We start from the raw sequence: 18,775 nt of genomic DNA, 5'->3' as shown, positions 1-18,775 counted from the left end.
TGGCCCGATATGCTGTTGATTTACAGTCCCGGCCCACCGGACCCGAAACATCTTCGGGAGGCTTCTTACCAGAAACTCACCGCCGCGTCGAAGGCGGTTCTTATGCGACCGTTTCCGCCACGCGCTGAAGCTCCACAAGACCGTTCACGACGGCCAGCGCAATCTCGCCGCGCACCAGCGCCTGGGCATCCAGACCGAAGAGTTCGCGACGCCAGCCGCGCAGTGCGCCGACATCGGTCTCTCCAAGAGCAATCAGATCAAGATCTTCCGAAGAGGCGACCAATCGGGGCGCCACCTTGTGCTCTTCGCATTTGGCGGCCAGAAGAACCCGCAGAAGCGCCACCAGAGCGGCTGAGGGCCGCACCCGTTCGGATTTCGACGGTGCTTTCGGAAGTTCGGATTCCGGGCATTCCTGAGCAATACAGATGGCCTCGAGCAGCCCTCTGCCCATCTTGCCCTCGGCAAAACCCCGGGTCACACCCCGAATACGGGAGAGCGCTTCAACCGTATCCGGATGAACGGCTGCGATTTCCAGCAGGCTTTCATCACGGATGACGCGCTGGCGGGGAATATCGGCATTCTGCGCTTCCTGTTCGCGCCATGCGGCCACTTCCCGCAGAATAGCCAGCATCCGGCGGTTGCTGGTGCGGGCTTTCAGCTTTTCCCACAGGCGGCGGGGATCCGGGCGGAACGTCTTTTCTTCTGTCAGAATTGCCTGCTCGGAGTCGGCCCAGTGCAGACGGCCCTGCTCGGCAAGCTGTCTGCGCAGGGCCTCATAGACCGTGCGCAGATGGGTCACATCGGCGGCGGCATACGCAATCTGGGCACTGCTCAGCGGACGAGCCGACCAGTCGCTGAAGCGATGCGCCTTGTCGATGCTGCGACCAGTGATCGCGCCCACAAGACTGTCATACCCCACCTGATCGCCGAAACCGGCAACCATGGCGGCAACCTGCGTATCGAAGACCGAGACCGGAAGACGATCGAAAATATGAAGGAAAATTTCCAGATCCTGCCGCGCGGCATGGAAGACCTTGATGCAGTCCGGCTTGGCCAGAAGATCACCCAGCGGCGCAAGGTCAATGCCGGGAGCGAGCGTGTCTATCAGGACAACATCCTCGGTTCCCGCGAGTTGCACGAGACAAAGCTCCGGCCAGTAGGTCTTTTCCCGGACGAACTCCGTATCGATGGTCACGAAAGGCTCGTGCTGCAGTTTTTCGCAGATACGGGCCACCTCCTCGCTGGAGGTCAGGAGAACGGGAGTCGGGAAGGTCGGAGCTTTCGAGCGCATGACACGATCCTACACAAAGCGCAGGATCGTGACCACGCCCCTCACGTCCTTCCCTTACCCGTTTTCCGGGCTACTCAGGGGAGAACGATCAAAGAGACTGGTCGATCCATGCTTTGAGCTGGCTCTTCGGCAGCGCACCCATCTGCTGGGCAACCGGCTTGCCGTCCTTGAAGACGATCAGCGTCGGGATGCTACGGACGCCATACTTCGTCGGGGCTTCGGGATTGGAGTCGATATTGACCTTCGCAACCTTCAAACGGCCCTGATACTCGGCGCCGATTTCTTCAAGCGCCGGTGCGATCATCTTGCACGGGCCGCACCATTCCGCCCAGAAATCAACCAGAACCGGACCTTCGGATTTCAGAACGTCTGCGTCGAAGCTGCTGTCGCTGACGGCAACGGTGTTTGCGCTCATGAGTGTGTTCCTTGTGGCAAATGAAGTTTCTGAAAACGGATATCGGCTGCCATGCCCCTCACTGCAAGGGGCTTTTGATGTGGATCAAGACCTTTGCAACGCCTGATCCAGCAGCGAGGCCGGAAGTGTGACAACGGCAGGCCCTTCCGTCCAGACCAGCGAGCAGTGAATGTCGTAGCCGGGATGAAGTTGCTCCAGCACGGCACGATAAGCCGCCATCTGACGCAGATAGACGACAGGCGTGCGATCGGCACGCAGCTGCGGATTGCGGTTCGTCTTGTAGTCGCAGATCCAGATCTGTCCGTCCCCGATCCGCAGACGATCGACCTGCCCGAGCACGACGCGCCCGTCACTGACACCCGAAATCGGCTGTTCGGCGCGGCTTCCGGGCGCAAAGAGCGGCGCGAGATCCGGATGGGACAGAACGCCCAGGACCTGTCCGGCCAGACGATGGATTTCCGGCTCCGTCAGACCCAGGGCCCGGCGGGACAGCCAGCGCACCGCCACAGCTTCACGCTCTGCCACCGGGGTTTCCGGCAGAAGCTGAAGCAGACGGTGAATCATGGTCCCGCGTCGCATGGCCTGTTCACGCACCGGCGTGGGACGACCGGCCAGAAGCTCCAGGGGGGAACGGGCAGCGGGGAGTTCGCCAAACTCGGCCCCATCCGGACGGCTGGGCGCGAGCGGACGCGTCAGGGCATCTTCCCGCTGGGCGATGAACGGCTTCCAGTCCGGAGCACGGCCCATCCAGTCCGGCAGCGTTGCACAGGGGGCTTCGGCCGCTCCGGGCCTGAATAAAACTGGCGCCAGCGTGCGGTCTTCTTCCAACACGAACCGTTCACCTTCCCAGCCGAGATCCATCGGTTCGGAACGGGCATTCGCCAACTGCTTAAACCCCGCCTCGCACTGCCGGTACCAGCTCTTGTCATCGGGCTCCCGCTTGGCTCCGGCCCCGCAGATCACCAGCCAGTCACTGGCCCGGGTCAGGGCGACGTAAAGCAGGCGGTTGCTTTCCGCGCGGGCTTTTTCGGAATCCCGCTCGGAAAGGGCGACTGTGATCTCTGTGCCCATACCCTTCTTGGGGACCCAAAGTGGAAGTTCGAAGGCGCCTGCCTCTTCCCACAGGAAATCGCTGCCCGGTGGCGGTTTGGACGTCGTGTCCGGCATGACAACCAGACGCGCCTGAAGCCCCTTGGAGCCATGCACGGTCATGACGCGAACGGCACCCAGATCGCTCTCGGCCTCGCGCTTGCTGGTGATCTCGCTGGCCTCGAGCCAGTGCAGGAAGCCCTGAAGCGACGGCGGATGCAGCCCTTCATAGCGCAGCGCAGCCGTCAGCAGTTCGTCCACCGGCTCGGCCGCTTCCGGCCCCAGACGCAGCAGAAGCCGCGTGCGTCCACCATGCTGCCCCAGCGTTTCGGCGAGCAACCGGTACGGAGACGCATAATCGACACGTGCATAGAGCGTGGACAGCATCTCCCATGCTGCACGCCAGTCCTCCCGTTCCCGGTGACGATCCCGCAGAACGGTCCAGAGCGGCTGACCTTTCGGGCCGAGGGCATGGGCCGTGCCATTGCGGGTGGCGAGCGCCATCAGCGAGTCGTCCGTCAGCCCTCCCAGCGGCGATGTGAGGACGGAAGCCAGCGTCAAATCATCCTGCGGCAGAAGCAGGGCCGCGCAGAGCGTCATGAGATCGCGGACCGCGACCTGCTGCGTCAGCCCGACCCGGACCAGCGTTGCGACCGGCACATTGCGCGATTTCAGAGCCCGGATCAGCGAGCGCAGGAACGGCGAGCGACGGGGGACGAGGATCAGCACGTCCCCCGCTGTCAGAGGCGCCTGCCCCGGCTGGGGCGGACGCCCGATCTGCCGGTCAATCCATTCCGCAAGCGCTTCGGCGAGGCGCTGGGGCGCGCTGCGCTGCCCGGTATTGGCGGAGGGGGCGCGCCAGGGCGTCAGGCCCTCGTCATCGTCCTCGCCCTGAACGACGGGGACGAGCGGCCACAGTTCCACACGCCCTCCCTGCCCCGGACGGGCCGAGACATGCGGGCGGAGCGTCTTTTCGCCTTTCTGCAACAGGCCATGCGCGGCCAGAGGCTGGGAAAATACCGCATCCACGAAGGACAGAACAGGTGGGACCGAGCGGAAAGAGACGTTCAGTTCCGGATCGCGCCATAGCAGCCCGGCATTGCGGACCCGATCCGCGAACTCAGTCCGCCAGCGATGAAATTCTTCGGGCTGGGCGCCCTGAAACCCGTAAATCGACTGTTTGTAATCGCCGACCGCGAAAATCGTGCGCGGGCGCGGCCCCATGTCCCACGCGCCTTCCCCCGCAAAGAACTCGGAGGTCAGTGCCCCGGCAATTTCCCATTGCAGGCCGGAATTGTCCTGCACTTCATCCAGCAGCAGATGGTCGATGCCACCATCGAGCTTGTACAGCACCCAGGCCGCACCCGGATCGCGCAGAAGGTTGCGGGTTTCCTGAATGAGATCGTTGTAATCCACCAGACCACGGGCGGACTTGCCGTCCTGAAACGCCGTCAGCATCGGTGCGGCCAGACCGAGCAGGGCACGGTTCAGCAGCACCAGACGCAGGCTTTTGAGGCGGGTCTGAAGATCGAGGAGACGCTGCGCCTCCTCTTCCAGAAGCGGTGCGATCCACGGAACGGCGGTTTGCGCGGCCTTGCCGACGATGCCGTTCACTTTGCGCGGACCACCATCCTTCGTCAGCAGACATTGTGCCCACACTGTCGGCACACGCTTGGCAGGTTCCGTCCCGAGCCAGCCCAGCATCTGATCGACGAAGACACGACCGGACGCCGTCACGCTTCCAAGCGCATCGCGAAGCCCGGTCCGCAGATCCTCTTCTTTCGGCGGCTGGCAGGCGAGGCTTTCAAGATCCTCAAGGCTCTGCTGCCCGGCTTTCAGCGCCTTGCGATAGGCGCTGACCACACTGTCCGGCAGGGTCGCCCAGCGCTCCAGCAATGGCCGGGCGCGGCTTTCCTCCATGTTCAGTGTGCGGATACGCCTGAAAAAATCGTCCAGCCCCACCGTGCCAGCCACATCGGCCGCGAGCTCCGGCGCGCGGGCGAGGCCGTCTTCCATCGCCTCACGCAGCGCCAGTGTCGTGTCCGTCTCTTCCATCAGCGTGAAATGCGGATCGACCGACGCTTCCAGCGGGAAACGCCGCAGCAGCGACTGACAGAACGCATGGATCGTCTCGATCCGCAGGCCACCGGGCAGATCCAGCACACACAGGAACAGGGCCCGCGCCCGCGCCCGGGTCTCGTCCGTATTGGGAACGTCGAGGCTTTCAAGCTCCGCCCCCAGCGTCGCATCCGGCAGCGAGACCCAGCTTCCCAGCTTCTGCTGAAGGCGGTTGGCCATCTCGGCGGCGGCGGCCTTGGTGTAGGTCAGGCACAGGATGCGCGAAGGATGCGCGCCATCCGCCAGAATGGTGTCGCCGTCCTCGGTCTGGACATAGAGCGGCAGCATGAGCCGAAGCAGACGGTCGATCAGCAGCTTGGTCTTGCCCGAACCCGCCGAGGCCGAGACGAACACCGAAGCGCGCGGATCGGACGCCTGACGCTGCGTGCGGTCGGCAGCAGCAATGACTTCGTCGCGGGTGACGGGGCGGGAAACGGGGTGCATCACAGGCGGCATGTCGTTCATTCGCCCTCTCCTTCCGCATAGGCCGCGCGCCATTCATCCACGCGGGCAAGCTGCGCGTAATCCGTGTAGCGCGGGACATGTCCGGCCCAGGGCTGGGAGCGGTAGGGCTGATCGGGGGTATCGTATTCGTCCACGAGGGTCCGGAGCTTTTCCATGGCCTCGGCAATCAGGGTCGGCGCATCCGTATGAGAGCGCGAACCCGGCACTTCGCTCTCTTTGCCGGGATCGTCTCCGCCCGTCAGATGCCAGTAGAGCAGTTTCTTTGTCTCAACGGCCGGAACGTCCCTGAACGCCCCTTTCGCCAGAAGCGCACCTTCGAGCACGAGCTGGACGGACCAGCCTTCCGCAACGTTCTTTCCGCTCGGTGGCTGCCCGGTCTTGTAATCGAAAACAGTGGCCAGACCATCGGCACCGATATCAATCCGGTCCGCCCGACCGCGCAACTCGAACGGCGCGAAAGCCGCCTCAAGACGGAAAGACGCCGTGACTTCCACGAACCGGCCCAGCGCCGGGCCGCTGTCTTCCATCTCTAGGCGGTAAGAGGCTTCCTTTTCCGCCACCCAGTCCGCAATCCGGGCCAGACGCGGGCCCCACCAGTTCACAAGGGCCGGACGCATATTGGCCTTCGCCAGCTCCTCGGCAAAGACGCGGCGCAGAATGGCGCTCGCATTGGCGGGCCAGCGCTCGGGGAAGTCCCGCAGGACGCGTTCCATCGCATCATGCACGATCATGCCGAAATCGGCGTGTTCCGCGCCTTCCTCCAACGGTTTGAGAGCCCGGAGCTTCAGGACATGCTTGGCGTAGATCGCATATGGATCCTGCATCCACGTCTCAATTTCGGTAATGCTAAGCCCCCGTGGACGCAGAGCGACAGGCGGCCGTGGTTCGGGCGGCGCAACGGCTTCGGCACCCGCGAGCGGCTGATCCAGACAGCGCTGCCAGTCCAGCGCGGGATGCACCGGCAGGCTCTGCGACCGGCCGCCGAGAAACGCCTCCATCCGCACCATCCAGCGCGCCGGAACACCGGGCGCACCCTCACGCCGGGCCGAACTGGCGAACACGGCTTCCTGCGAAGCCAGAATGGTCGAGACGAAATCATGCGCGCTCACGCCCGTCTGCCGCTCCGGCGAGGGCAACCCCACACGCACGCGCATCGGGCGGCTCAGCCAGGGGCCCGGATCGGTCGCGGGTGGCCAGACGCCTTCGTTCAGGCCGCCCAGCACCACGACATCGAACGCCAGAAGCCGCGCTTCCAGCACGCCCAGGATCGAGACGCGCGGATGCGCCAGTTCCACGCCGCCCCGATGCGCGCGCAGACCGGTCAGCATCTGCCCGGCCATGGACGTGTTGAGGAACGAATCCAGATGCGTCAGCCGCTGCGGCGGCAGAATACCGGTATTGACGATCAGCGCCGCCAGATGCCGCGACAGCGCCTCACCATCCTCGCCCAGCCATAGACGCGCGCCCGGATGACGCGGCTCCTCCTCCGGAGCGTCCAGTTCATCCGCCGTGGCGGCCAGCGCCTCCGCCGTATGGATCAGGCGTTCGAGCAGGTCCGGCAGGGGAATGGCGCCCTCGATGGAGAGAAGCGGATCGAAAGCCTGCTCGATCCGCGTGATGAAGGCAGCGGGGCCTTCCGGCTCGTCCGGGGCATCCGCGCTGGCCCCGTGATCCGGGGCATGTTTCTTCTGTGCATAGTCGTGCAGCGCAGCTTTCAGTCCGGCAATGCCGGGCGCAGGGGCAGGCCCGCGCAGCAGAAGCCGCTCCAGACGCCGGGCGGAAGCGTGGCAGTCCCCCGGCGTGCGGCCCAGAGCGGCGAGCGGATGTTTCAGAACGGACAGCAGCGCGACGGGAGAAAGCTGCGCTTCCGCAGCGGTCGCGATCAGCCGCAGAAACACGGCGGCCGGGGTCTGGGACAGGGACTCGCCCGCACTGTCATCGGCATGGATCCCGAAACGCAGAAGCTCGGTGCCCACGCGTTGCGCCAAGGCCCGGTCCGGCGTGACGAGGGCGCAGGTTTTCCCGGCTTCGGACACGACATCGCGCAGGATCAGCGCAATGGCCTGCGCCTCCTGCTGCTGGTCCTGCGCCGGGAGAATGGAGAGCCTGTCGATATCGCGCGGGCGGCTGTCCTGCCCCCAATGAGCGATACCCTGTTCCGGCAACAGCACTTCGCGCAGCATCAGCTCGCGTCCGCGATCCCTGCCCCCATCCCAGTCCGTCAGTTCCTCACGGGACAGACCCAGATCCGTCAGGATTTCCTTCAGACCCGCCTGAGGATGCGACGGCGGCAGAGCAGCCCAGATCTCGTCCGCCATACCCAGATCCACACCCGGCAGGATCACGAGCCCGGCCGGCAGCCGCGCCACCACAGCCAGCACGTCCGATACCGCCGCAGACCCGTCCGCGAAGCCCACGCCCCAGACCGGTGTTAAGGGCGGCTTTTCTCCCCAGGCGCGGGCCTGCGTCTTCAGCCGCGCAATCTGCCGGGCCACCGGGTTGCACAGCCCCTCTTCTTCCAGCCATTTCGGCCAGACGGCAGTGACGATCTCCAGAAATTTCAACGTCTGCTGCCAGTGATCGGAGAAGCGCTCCTCCACCGCATCCGGCAGGCGCTCGGCCAGATCGACACCGCTGCGCTCGGCCTCGTCCATCAGGTCCGCCAGCGCTTTAGCCAGCGGCCAGGCCCGGTCGATCCCCTTGGTGCTGTCCACACCGACACTCACAAGCGGCGTCTGAAGGATCAGCATCGACAGCACAGCCAAACGTCGCTGCGGCTCCACCGCCGGAGGCAACATGACGTCGATCCCGATAGAGGCCAGCGCGTCCTCGTCCACGTCATTGATCGCAACGATACGCGGCAGGAGTGCGGCCTGCGTGTCCAGAACCCGCAGGAAGGCTTCCATCAGTGCACGGCCCGCGCGGCGGCTGGGAACAAGGATCAGGCCCGGACCATCCGTTTGGGCGGCCGGATCACGATCGAGCCATTCCCGCGCCACACGATCCAGAAACGGCTCCGTGCCCGCAATGGTAACGACGCCGCTCATGGCTTCAGTCCTGTCAGCCGACCATCGGGCCAGCCCGTCAGGTCAACAAGGCGAGCGTCCTCGGTCTTGCCGGGGGAGAATGTGAGATGCAGCGCGCCTTCCGGCAGCAGGTCTTCGGCCCGCTCTGGCCATTCGACCAGCATGATGCCTTCGCATGCCTCGTCCCATGCCAGTTCATGCAACGCATCCGGCCCATCCAGACGCCACAGATCGTAATGGTAAGCCATGCCCTTCGGCGTCTCGTATGGCTGGACGAGCGCGAAGCTGGGGCTGGGAACCTCCATCTGCGGATCCCGGGCCAGATGGCGCAGGAAAGCGCGGGAGAAGGTGCTTTTCCCCGCCCCCAGACCACCCGAAAGCGCAAGGCAGTCTCCGGGCGCACAACGGTCGGCAATCAGGGCCGCCAGAGTTTCGGTCGCAAGCTGGTCATCAAGGCGTATCTGCATGCCGCTAATGTGGACCCGACTGCCCGGTGCCAGCAAGGGCGTTCAAAGCCCGTTCAGCGACCACCGTTCCGGAGAAGCTCCATCCAGCGCGCCATGACGGCCCCTTCCTGAAACGCGGCGGCCCGCAGCCGGGAGGCGACCGACATGACCTGACGCTGCTCGGGCGCGCGCATCAACTCCAACAGGGCAACGGCCAGGGCCTCCGGTTCTTCCGGCAGGACGAGCAATCCGGTCTCGCCGTCGCGCACGATTTCCGCAGGCCCCGTCTCGCAGTCGAACGCCACGACCGGCACCCCCGCCGACAGAGACTCAAGCAGTACCATCGGCAGTCCCTCATAACGCGAAGAGGCCACGAACAGGGCCGCACGGGCATAATCGGCGTCGATCCCGCCGATAGCCGGCGCAATCGTCACGCGATGCAACCCTTGCGCCTGTTGCAGCAGGGCATCACGATCCGGCCCGTCCCCCCGGATCAGGAGATCCCAGCCCATGCTCGCCGGGTCCTGTTCCACGATCCGCCAGGCCCGCAGCAGCAGGTCATAGCCCTTCTGCTCCGTCAGACGTCCCGCCGCCAGAACCAGCCGGGACTCGGATGGATAGAGGCGATCCGTCACAGGAGGAGCCATGTTCGGAATGGCGGTCAGCCGGGCCCGGACCGTCGTCCCCTCGCGCCACAACGCCGTGTCGCGCTGCGTCAGAACCACCACATCATCGGCCCATCGCGCGGCGATCTGACGTCCCCAGACGCGTTTGCGACGATTTAACGTCACGTTGAAGTTGAAATGCTCCCAGACCACGCAGCGCACACCCGCCAGCTTCGCGGCCGCAACGCCGTAAAGCGCATGGGTGGACTCCACGACCACCAGCGTGTCGATCTTCTCCCGTTTCAGGAAACGCGACAAACGCCACACGATCCGGAACCACGAATTGAAAATCTTTACCGGCCGGACGAACAGCGCGGTCATGGGAATCTCAGGCGACAGGGCAAAGGCCGGAGCGCCCGCGCCGACCAGTTCCACCAGCCGCACGTCGCACCCCTGACGTACCAGTCCGTTCATGACGGCACAGGCCGAACGCTCGGTCCCGCCGAGGCCCTTCAGGTCCTGAATTACAAACGTATATCGTACGTTCAATGCCCTACCCCAAGCCCTTCAAACCGATTATGAAACAGATCATGACGACTGCACCTCAGACCCTCAACACCGATGTCGCGATTGTCGGCGCCGGTCCGACCGCTCTCTTCGCCGCGTTTGAATGTGGCATGCTCAAACTGTCCTGCGTCCTGATTGACGCCCTCGACAGTGTCGGCGGACAATGTGCGGCGCTCTATCCGGAAAAACCGATCTACGACATCCCGGCCCATCCCGCTATCGAAGGCGGCGCCCTGATCGAGGCCCTCGAACAGCAGATCGCCCCGTTCGACGTCCCCCGTCTGCTGGGCTCGCGCGTCGAGACGCTGGAAGGCCATCGTGGGGATTTCACGCTGAAAACCGCACGCGGCGACGTCATCATCGCCAAAGCCGTCATCATCGCGGCCGGTGCCGGTGCGTTCGGGCCGAACCGCCCACCGCTCGACGGGCTCGAAGCCTATGAACGCACGGGCGCGGTGCAGTATTACGTCAAGAAACGCGCAGATTTCACAGGCAAGCGCGTCGTAGTCGCAGGTGGCGGCGATTCCGCGCTGGACTGGGCGCTGTCCCTCTCCGACGTCGCCGAAAAAATCTATCTGCTGCATCGCCGGGATCGTTTCCGCGGTGCGCCTGAGACGCTGTCACGGATCGAGCAGCAGATTGAGGCTGGAAAGATCGAGAAGGTCGTGCCCTATCAGCTCCATGCCCTGCACGGCACGGACGGGGTGCTTTCCACCGTGGAAGTCACCACGCTTGAAGGCACATCGCGCCACATCGGGGCCGATGCACTTCTGCCGTTCTATGGCCTGTCCACCGACCTGGGGCCGATCGCGCTCTGGGGCCTGGACACACATCGCAATACCGTTCCCGTCACCCCGGCCACGCTGGAGAGCAGCACGCCCGGCATTTTCGCGATCGGGGATGTGGCAACCTATCCGGGCAAGCTGAAGCTGATCCTTCAGGGCTTCTCCGAAGGCGCCATGGCGGCCCATGCCATCCATGCCATCGTCCATCCCGACACGGCTCTGCATTTCGAATATTCGACCAGCAAGGGCGTTCCGGGCTAACGAAACGGAACAATATTTTCGTGGCGCTGAGCCGATCACGGTCAGTTCAGGGCGGTTCTACAGACGACAACACAGCAGGACAGATATGAAAGTCATCGTCATGGGCGCCGGAGTGATCGGCGTTACAACGGCCTGGTATCTCGCTCAGGAAGGCCATGAAGTCGAAGTGATCGACCGCCAGCCGGGTGTGGGTCTGGAGACGTCTTTTGCGAATGCAGGACAGGTTTCTCCCGGCTATTCAACCCCCTGGGCCATGCCGGGTCTGCCGCTCAAGGCCGCCAAATGGATGTTCGAAAAGCACAGCCCGCTCGTCGTGCGCCCGCGCCTCGATACGGCCATGTTCCGCTTCATGGGCGAACTGCTCATGAACTGCACGGAAAAGGCCTATGACATCAACAAGGGCCGGATGCTGCGGATTGCGGAATACGCCCGCGACCGCCTCGACGCCCTGCGCGCCGATACCGGCATCACCTATGACGGCGCCCAGAAAGGTCTGATCCAGCTCTTCCGCACGGACAGCCAGGTCGAATACGCCGCCGAAGACATGCGCCTGCTGGCCGAAAGCGGCGTTGAGCACAAGCTGCTGACCGTGGACGAGATTCTCGCCCGCGAGCCCGGCCTCGCCCATGCCCGACACCTGCTCAAGGCCGGTCTGCTCCTCCCCGGTGACCAGACGGGCGATGCCCATCTCTTCACACGCCGTCTGGCCAAAATGGCTGAAGACAAGGGCGTGAAGTTCCATCTCGGCGTCACGATCGAGGCTCTGGAAGCCGCCAGTGACGCCATCGTCAGCATCCGCACCAGCGCAGGACGCATGACGGCGGACCGCTACGTCCTCGCGCTCGGCAGCTACTCCCCGCGCTTCCTCAAGCCGCTGGAACTGCGCCTGCCGATCTATCCGGTCAAGGGCTACTCCCTGACCATGCCAATCACGGATGAAAGCCGTGCCCCGGTCTCGACCGTCAATGACGAGACGTACAAGGTCGCCATCACGCGTCTGGGCGACCGCATCCGCATCGGTGGCACGGCGGAACTGAACGGCTTCAACCTGCGCCTCAGCCCGGATCGCCGCGAGACGCTGGAACTGTCCTTCAGCGAAATGTATGGCGGCGGCGACCTGTCGTCCGCGAAATACTGGACCGGCCTGCGCCCCTGCACGCCGGACGGCACGCCGATCGTCGGTCCCTCCCCGCGCTATGGCAATCTGTGGCTCAACACCGGCCATGGCACGCTGGGCTGGACGATGACGGCCGGCTCCGGCCAGATCGTCGCAGACCAGATCTCCGGCCGCCAGACGGCCATTCCGTCGCTCGACCTCTCGCTCGACCGCTACTGACACTTCCCATCCGTAAGCCTGCGCGGCTTACGGATGCACAGGGCATAAAAAAACGGGGGTCTGCCATGTGCAGACCCCCGTTTTGCTTTCCGCAGTCCTTCAGAAGAACCGACAGAGACGCCTCAGTTGGACGGTGCAGCGTCTTCAGTCGGCGCGGCATCCGTAGCAGCAGACGTCTTCTTGTGGTGCTTGTGCTTGTGGTGGTGCTTCTTGCCGGAATGCTTCTTCTTGGGCGTCTCGGCTTCAGCAGCCGGAGCGGCATCGGCAGGAGCGGCCGGGGCAGCGGCGGCGGGAGCCGGAGCAGCAGGAGCTTCAGCGGCAGGCGCAGCAGGGGCTGCCGTCGTGGCGGGGTCAGCGAATGCCGGAGCAGCCGTCAGGGCCAGGGCGGAAACGGCAGCGATCAGGGAGAGGTTGAAAAGACGCATCTGGAAACGAAGCTCCATAACAGAATAAAAATGGACCAGCATTCAGGTTTTCCGAAGTGGTCTCGTCTCTGACGTTATCATTCCCACTGCGCACGGTCGCGCATTAACTTTATGAAATTTCAGTCTCTTGCGCGTGTAACGTGCGAATACGCCTCAATTCAGACAAACTTCCTGAAACCGCATAAAAAAGGCGTGTCCCGGCAAACCGGGAACACGCCTTTCTTCAAAGAACAGTCCTGAAACGGACGGTTCAGCTTGCGCGGGACTTGGTGGCGCGCTTGCGATCATGCGGGTCCAGATGCAGCTTGCGGATCCGGATGGCAGACGGCGTCACTTCAACCAGCTCATCGTCTTCGATGTAGGCGATGGCCTGCTCAAGGCTCATGCGGCGCGGCGGCGTCAGAAGCAGGGCTTCGTCCTTGCCGGAGGCACGCATGTTGGTCAGCTTCTTTTCGCGGACCGCGTTGATGTCGAGGTCGTTCTCGCGGGAATGCTCACCCAGAATCATACCTGTGTAGATCTTCTCGCCCGCATCGACGAACATCGTGCCACGGTCCTGAAGGGCGAACAGCGCGTACTGCGTCGTCTGCCCGTCTTCGGACGAGATCAGCGAGCCGTTACGACGGCCTTCGATCTGGCCGACATACGGCAGATAGCCATGGAACAGACGGTTCATGAGGCCCGTGCCGCGCGTGTCGGTCAGGAACTCGCCGTGATAGCCGATCAGGCCACGCGACGGGATCAGGAACGTCAGACGCACCTTTCCGCCACCGGACGGACGCATGTCCTGCATGACGCCCTTACGGAGCGACATTTTCTCAACGACAACGCCCGAATACGGCTCGTCCACGTCCACCAGGACTTCTTCGAACGGCTCTTCGCGCTCGCCGGTCTCTTCGTTTTCACGGAACAGAACGCGCGGACGGCCGATCGTCAGCTCGAAGCCTTCACGACGCATCGTCTCGATCAGAACGCCAAGCTGAAGTTCGCCACGACCGGCCACTTCGAACGCTTCGCTTTCCGGGCTTTCCGTCACCTTGATGGCCACGTTGCCTTCGGTTTCCTTGAAGAGACGGTCACGGATCTGGCGCGACGTCACCTTCTTGCCTTCACGACCGCCCAGCGGGCCATCGTTGATGCGGAAGGTCATGGACAGGGTCGGCGGATCAACCGGACGCGACGGCAGGGGCACATCAATGGACGGATCAGCGATCGTATCGGGGATCGTGGCTTCGGACAGACCGGCCACGGCCACGATGTCACCGGCTTCGGCTTCTTCCACAGGCACGCGGTCGAGGCCACGGAACGACAGCAGCTTCGTCAGACGACCGGTTTCGACGATCGTGCCATCCGGACGCAGCACGCGCACCGGCATGTTCACTTTCGCACGACCCTGGTCGATACGACCCGTCAGGATGCGGCCCAGGAAGTTGTCGCTCTCAAGAATGGTGGAAACCATTCCGAACGGCGCGTCCTTGTCCACGTTCGGCGTCGGCACGTGGCGCAGCACCAGATCGAACAGCGGAGCGAGGTCCTTCTTCGGTCCGTCCAGCTCCAGATCGGCCCAGCCCTGACGGCCTGAAGCATAGAGCATCGGGAAGTCGAGCTGGTGCTCGTCGGCGCCGAGGGAGGCGAACAGATCGAAGATCTCTTCGTGCACTTCGTCCGGACGCGCGTCGGAGCGGTCGATCTTGTTGACGACAACGATCGGGCGGATGCCACGGGCCAGCGCCTTACCAAGAACGAACTTGGTCTGCGGCAGCGCGCCTTCAGCAGCATCGACGAGGATGATCGCGCCATCCACCATGCTCAGGATACGCTCGACCTCGCCGCCGAAATCGGCATGGCCCGGCGTATCAATGATGTTGATGCGGGTTTCTTTCCACACAACAGACGTGCACTTGGCGAGAATGGTGATGCCACGCTCGCGTTCGAGGTCGTTGCTGTCCATCGCACGATCAGCAACATGCTGATTGTCGCGGAAAGAGCCGGACTGTTTGAGAAGCGCGTCAACCAGCGTGGTTTTGCCATGATCGACGTGCGCGATGATGGCGATATTACGGAGTTCCATGTGGTCTTCCAGACGGGAGGCATCGAAGAGAGGATTTGCGCCGTCTTCTGCACCGAATCCCGCCAATATGCAAACTCTGTCACTGTCTTTTCGTCCTGAAGATGTCTTGAGCCCACGGGAGAGCTGGGCCACATCTCACAAAACACGGCCCCTTCAAGGAGTTCAGCCCCATGTCCGACCACCAGACCGACCACCACCCGACCGGCCCCTCCGCACCCGGAACCGACGCGCTCAGCCAGCTCGGCCGCGCGACCACAACGCCGCAGAGTCCCGAAGAGGCCGTTCTCGAACGCGTCCCCTCTCCGCATCAGGGACGGCAGTATGTCGTGCGCTTCACGGCCCCCGAATTCACCTCTCTCTGCCCCGTTACGGGACAGCCGGACTTCGCGCATATCGTCATCGACTACATCCCCGGCGAATGGATCGTCGAAAGCAAGTCCCTCAAGCTCTTCCTGACCAGCTTCCGCAATCACGGCGCGTTCCATGAGGACTGCTCCATCGCCATTGCCGAGCGTCTGGTGGCACTGCTCAACCCGCAATGGCTGCGGATCGGGGCGTACTGGTATCCGCGCGGCGGCATCCCAATCGACGTGTTCTGGCAGACGGGCGAGCCGCCGAAGGGCGTGTGGATTCCCGCGCAGGACGTGCCCGGCTATCGCGGTCGCGGCTGAACCGTGACCGAAGCCGCCGCCATCGCCCGCTCCAGCGGTCCGCTCACGCAGGCGCGGCTGGTGGTGGATCTGCAACGCCTCGGCGTCCTGCCGGGGATGACGCTTCTGGTCCATACGTCCCTGAGCCGGATCGGCTGGGTCAGTGGCGGGGCACGCACCGTCATCGACAGCCTGCTTCAGGCCGTGGGACCAGACGGCACGATCGTTATGCCCGCGCAGTCCTCCGAACTGAGCGACCCGTCAGGCTGGTGCGATCCCCCCGTACCGGAAAGCTGGTGGGAGACGATCCGCACCACCATGCCGCCCTATGATCCGCATCTGACGCCGACGCGCGGCATGGGGCAGACCGCCGAAATTTTCCGGACATGGCCCGGCGTGCAGCGCAGCGCCCATCCACAGGTTTCGTTCACGGCTCTGGGGCCGCTGGCCCGGGATATTCTTGCTCATCAACCGCTGGAAGATCCGTTCGGCACCCGCTCCCCGCTTTCGGCTTTGTCAGACCAAAACGCACAGGTTCTGATGATCGGGACGGGCTGGGACACCTGCACGGCACTGCATCTGGCCGAGCGGCTCGCTGCCCCTGATGGACCCAGATTTCAGGATGGAACCTGCATCATGGCAGACGGGGAGCGCCGCTGGATCAGCATCAGTCTCCCCGAGACGCAGACGGAGCGTTTCAAGCCTTTTGGTGCAAAGCTCGACGGAAACAGCCTGCTCCGCCACGGGCATATCGGTTCGGCGGCCTCACGCCTGTTTCCGCTGGCCCCGGCCATTCACATGGCCGTGCAGGACTGGAGCAGACCGGAACAGCCGTCGGAAAACGATCAGTAAGACGCGCTGATCTCGCCAAGGAACATACGCCCGGCGGACGGTGTCGCACGGTTGGAGAACAGGCTCTGGTAGTTCAGGCGGTTCGCCAGATTGTAGCCGTTCATCGACACCTTCCAGTGCTGGTTGAAGCGGTGCGAAATCATGGCGCTGAAATCCAGATTTGCCGGGGCCCGAAGCGTATTGGCCGAATCCAGCCACACATGCTCGCGCCAGGTCAGCCCACCGCCGAACGTCACGTTGTAAGGCTTGCCAGCGAAAGCATTATAGGCCGACCACAGCGTCGCCTGGTTATGCGGCACATACTGCACGTTCTTTCCGCGGTTGGCTTTCGTGGCGGAATAGGTGGTGCTGCTGTCATACAGGGCATAGGTGGCGGACACGTTCCAGCCCGGCAGGATCACGCCACCCACCGACAGTTCGAGCCCCTGATTGCGCTGCCGGTCGGACGATCCCGTGACTTCTCCCGTCACCGGATCAGCATTCAGAGCATTGCCTTTGTCCAGCCGGAACAGCGATGCCGTAACTCCCAGCCGGTCGTGCAGGATGCTGTACTTGGCGCCGAGTTCATAAAGCTGCGCCTTTTCCGGGCTGGCGAACGAGTTGGTGCCGGGACGGATGGGCACGGAGCCGTTGGTCACATACATGCCCATCGGCGTGGTGGAATTGGCCCACGTGAAATAATAGGTCTGATGTGAATCCGGCGTCAGCACGAGGCTGGCATTGGGATTGAACACCCCGGTCACATCATGGAAATGCTGGTCCGGGTTCTTTGCGACATTTCCGCCCGTCATGGTGTAGCTCGTCTGCCAGCGATCCCAGCGGAACCCGCCCTTGAGAGACAGCCAGTTCGTGAACCAGATCTGGTCGAACAGGAAAAGACCCGTATCGAAACCGTAGCCGTTACTGTGCGACTTTGCGCCTAGAGAACCCAGCGAGACGAGACCGGCCGGGTTCATGTCCCCCGGCACCAGATCCAGATTTCCGACATGCGAATTCGGATTGACCAGGCTGGCATAAGGCTTGGGCTTCAGATAGGTCGACTGCGACCGGACGTCATTGACGCGCTCGATATCAAAGCCTGCGACGACCTGATGCCGCAGGAACCCCGTATGGAAATCCGCCACCATCGAGCCCACGTTCTGCACTGACCAGCTTGTCTGCTGATATGGCAGCGGCGCCATATAGGTTCCCGCCCCCGTTCCAGCGCCGGCACCCACCGGCCCCGAGCGCGCCACAAGCGCCTTCGACGGATCACCATTGAAATAGTTGTTCACACAGGTCGTATCGCAGGTCGCCTTGGAGGCCGCGAAAGTCCGGTAATATTCCCCGCCCCGCAGATCGTCATAGAAGGTGATGTGTTTGTTCAGTTTGAAGCTGAAACGGGCCGTTTCCATGTTGGCGTTCGTTGCGTTCTGGTCATTGTCCGTCCCGTACCAGTTGGTGCGGCGGATGCCATATTCCGTGATGGGCTGGCCATAAGCCGCACCCGGCTTCGTCACGACAGGCACACCGAAATCCGGAACCGAATTTTCCTGCTGGTGCATGTATTGCAGAACCAGCGTCGTTCTCTTGCCGATGCCGAAAGCCAGTGACGGGGCGATGCCCCAGCGATGGGAATAGAGGTTGTCGCGCCCGACGATATTGTGCTCGTCGCCCATGCCCGTAACGCGGAAGGCCGTTGTGTCATTGATCTTCTGATTGACGTCCAGCGTCCCGCGATAATAGCTGCCAGACCCGCCGGAAAACTCGGCATTGTAATGGTTTTTCAGACCGGGCGTCTTGGTGACCATGTTGATGGCGCCACCCGTCGTGCCGTTGCCGAACACTTCGGAAGACGGCCCCTTGATGACCGAAACGGTCTCGAAATTGAACGCATCGCGCGAATAGACGCCGAAATCCCGCAGACCATCTTCGTAGATGTCATTCTGGGCCTGAAAACCGCGGATCAGGAACTGATCGCCGTTCATGCCGCCCGCGCCCTCGCCGATGGACGTCGTGACACCCGGAACATTCCGCAGGGCCTCATCGAGGGATTTCACATTCTGCTGCTGCATCAGGGCCTGTGGCACCACGTTGATGTTCTGCGGCGTATGCATCACGTCCTGCGGCATCCGCGATAGGCCGGTAGAGTCATGCATGGTGTTGAAGCCATGTCCCTGCACCGTCAGATATTCCGCATCGGCACCTTCAAGGCTCTGCGTCGTGTTCAGGGACTTTGCCGCAGAAGGCGCTTTGGGGTCCGGTTTTTCGTCCTTTTTGACGGGATCCGCCGCATAGCCCTGTGAAGACATCAGCAGCGTTCCCGCAACTGATAGCGAAGTGATGTGCGCACGCAGCGAACCGGTCATCGAGGGCCTCTTGGTTACGGAGATG

The 18,775-nt window shown here is 63.2% G+C and carries 13 protein-coding genes; 4 read left to right on the top strand and 9 right to left on the bottom strand.

Translation table 11 applies throughout. The annotated features are described in order from the left end of the window. Positions 1 to 100: 100 nt before the first annotated feature. From rnd to HK22_RS02380, 6 genes are all read right to left on the bottom strand, one after another. Complete coding sequence (rnd, locus tag HK22_RS02405; protein WP_086648217.1) at positions 101 to 1,291, bottom strand: ribonuclease D; 1,191 nt, start codon at positions 1,289 to 1,291, stop codon at positions 101 to 103. A gap of 88 nt (positions 1,292 to 1,379) precedes the next feature. Further along, positions 1,380 to 1,706, bottom strand: coding sequence for a thioredoxin TrxA (trxA, locus tag HK22_RS02400; protein ID WP_062029874.1), 327 nt, complete (start codon positions 1,704 to 1,706; stop codon positions 1,380 to 1,382). Between the two features lie 84 nt (positions 1,707 to 1,790). Next, the gene (addA, locus tag HK22_RS02395; protein ID WP_198945465.1) at positions 1,791 to 5,378 is read right to left on the bottom strand and encodes a double-strand break repair helicase AddA; all 3,588 of its coding nucleotides are present in this window, start codon (positions 5,376 to 5,378) and stop codon (positions 1,791 to 1,793) included. Then, a complete protein-coding gene (gene addB / locus HK22_RS02390) occupies positions 5,375 to 8,425 on the bottom strand; it encodes a double-strand break repair protein AddB (protein ID WP_086648216.1) in 3,051 nt (1,016 codons plus the stop codon). Before addB ends, addA begins: the two co-directional genes overlap by 4 nt. After that, positions 8,422 to 8,871: a tRNA (adenosine(37)-N6)-threonylcarbamoyltransferase complex ATPase subunit type 1 TsaE gene (gene tsaE, locus HK22_RS02385; protein WP_086648215.1), complete on the bottom strand. Its 450-nt coding sequence runs from the start codon at positions 8,869 to 8,871 to the stop codon at positions 8,422 to 8,424. The genes addB and tsaE overlap by 4 nt, the downstream gene beginning before the upstream one ends. A gap of 53 nt (positions 8,872 to 8,924) precedes the next feature. After that, complete coding sequence (locus HK22_RS02380) at positions 8,925 to 10,004, bottom strand: glycosyltransferase family 4 protein (RefSeq protein ID WP_086648214.1); 1,080 nt, start codon at positions 10,002 to 10,004, stop codon at positions 8,925 to 8,927. 41 nt (positions 10,005 to 10,045) lie between these two features. Here HK22_RS02380 and HK22_RS02375 point away from each other — a divergent pair, with 41 nt between their 5' ends. Both HK22_RS02375 and HK22_RS02370 read left to right on the top strand, forming a co-directional pair. Continuing rightward, positions 10,046 to 11,068, top strand: coding sequence for an NAD(P)/FAD-dependent oxidoreductase (locus HK22_RS02375; RefSeq protein ID WP_077803766.1), 1,023 nt, complete (start codon positions 10,046 to 10,048; stop codon positions 11,066 to 11,068). An 85-nt stretch (positions 11,069 to 11,153) separates the two neighbouring features. Continuing rightward, the gene (locus HK22_RS02370; RefSeq protein WP_086648213.1) at positions 11,154 to 12,404 is read left to right on the top strand and encodes a D-amino acid dehydrogenase; all 1,251 of its coding nucleotides are present in this window, start codon (positions 11,154 to 11,156) and stop codon (positions 12,402 to 12,404) included. 122 nt (positions 12,405 to 12,526) lie between these two features. Here the strand turns inward: HK22_RS02370 and HK22_RS02365 are convergent, their stop codons facing one another. Both HK22_RS02365 and typA read right to left on the bottom strand, forming a co-directional pair. Then, positions 12,527 to 12,871, bottom strand: coding sequence for a hypothetical protein (locus tag HK22_RS02365; protein ID WP_197460431.1), 345 nt, complete (start codon positions 12,869 to 12,871; stop codon positions 12,527 to 12,529). A gap of 208 nt (positions 12,872 to 13,079) precedes the next feature. After that, positions 13,080 to 14,900 (bottom strand): translational GTPase TypA, encoded by a 1,821-nt coding sequence (typA, locus tag HK22_RS02360; RefSeq protein WP_062109410.1) that lies wholly within the window; start codon positions 14,898 to 14,900, stop codon positions 13,080 to 13,082. Positions 14,901 to 15,070: 170 nt separating this feature from the next. Here typA and queF point away from each other — a divergent pair, with 170 nt between their 5' ends. Both queF and HK22_RS02350 read left to right on the top strand, forming a co-directional pair. Continuing rightward, positions 15,071 to 15,571: a preQ(1) synthase gene (queF, locus tag HK22_RS02355; protein ID WP_062109262.1), complete on the top strand. Its 501-nt coding sequence runs from the start codon at positions 15,071 to 15,073 to the stop codon at positions 15,569 to 15,571. Positions 15,572 to 15,574: 3 nt separating this feature from the next. After that, complete coding sequence (locus tag HK22_RS02350) at positions 15,575 to 16,402, top strand: aminoglycoside N(3)-acetyltransferase (protein ID WP_086648212.1); 828 nt, start codon at positions 15,575 to 15,577, stop codon at positions 16,400 to 16,402. Here HK22_RS02350 and HK22_RS02345 read toward each other — a convergent pair. Further along, entirely contained in the window at positions 16,396 to 18,750 is a 2,355-nt protein-coding gene (locus HK22_RS02345; RefSeq protein ID WP_233142335.1) for a TonB-dependent siderophore receptor, read from the bottom strand. The two genes, HK22_RS02350 and HK22_RS02345, sit on opposite strands and share 7 nt — an antisense overlap. Between the last annotated feature and the right edge of the window lie 25 nt (positions 18,751 to 18,775).

Source organism: Gluconobacter sp. DsW_056, from assembly GCF_002153595.1.
In the GTDB taxonomy this organism is placed as follows: domain Bacteria; phylum Pseudomonadota; class Alphaproteobacteria; order Acetobacterales; family Acetobacteraceae; genus Gluconobacter; species Gluconobacter albidus.
Note: the sequence above shows the minus strand (reverse complement) of the source record. Positions and strands in the feature narration are given on the sequence as shown.

Coding starts and splice junctions, on each gene's coding strand:
- addA (WP_198945465.1), bottom strand. CDS start 5,378: ATGAACGACATGCCGCCTGTGATGCACCCCGTTTCCCGCCCCGTCACC.
- typA (WP_062109410.1), bottom strand. CDS start 14,900: ATGGAACTCCGTAATATCGCCATCATCGCGCACGTCGATCATGGCAAA.
- queF (WP_062109262.1), top strand. CDS start 15,071: ATGTCCGACCACCAGACCGACCACCACCCGACCGGCCCCTCCGCACCC.
- tsaE (WP_086648215.1), bottom strand. CDS start 8,871: ATGCAGATACGCCTTGATGACCAGCTTGCGACCGAAACTCTGGCGGCC.
- HK22_RS02345 (WP_233142335.1), bottom strand. CDS start 18,750: ATGACCGGTTCGCTGCGTGCGCACATCACTTCGCTATCAGTTGCGGGA.
- rnd (WP_086648217.1), bottom strand. CDS start 1,291: ATGCGCTCGAAAGCTCCGACCTTCCCGACTCCCGTTCTCCTGACCTCC.
- trxA (WP_062029874.1), bottom strand. CDS start 1,706: ATGAGCGCAAACACCGTTGCCGTCAGCGACAGCAGCTTCGACGCAGAC.
- HK22_RS02370 (WP_086648213.1), top strand. CDS start 11,154: ATGAAAGTCATCGTCATGGGCGCCGGAGTGATCGGCGTTACAACGGCC.
- addB (WP_086648216.1), bottom strand. CDS start 8,425: ATGAGCGGCGTCGTTACCATTGCGGGCACGGAGCCGTTTCTGGATCGT.
- HK22_RS02375 (WP_077803766.1), top strand. CDS start 10,046: ATGACGACTGCACCTCAGACCCTCAACACCGATGTCGCGATTGTCGGC.
- HK22_RS02365 (WP_197460431.1), bottom strand. CDS start 12,871: ATGCTGGTCCATTTTTATTCTGTTATGGAGCTTCGTTTCCAGATGCGT.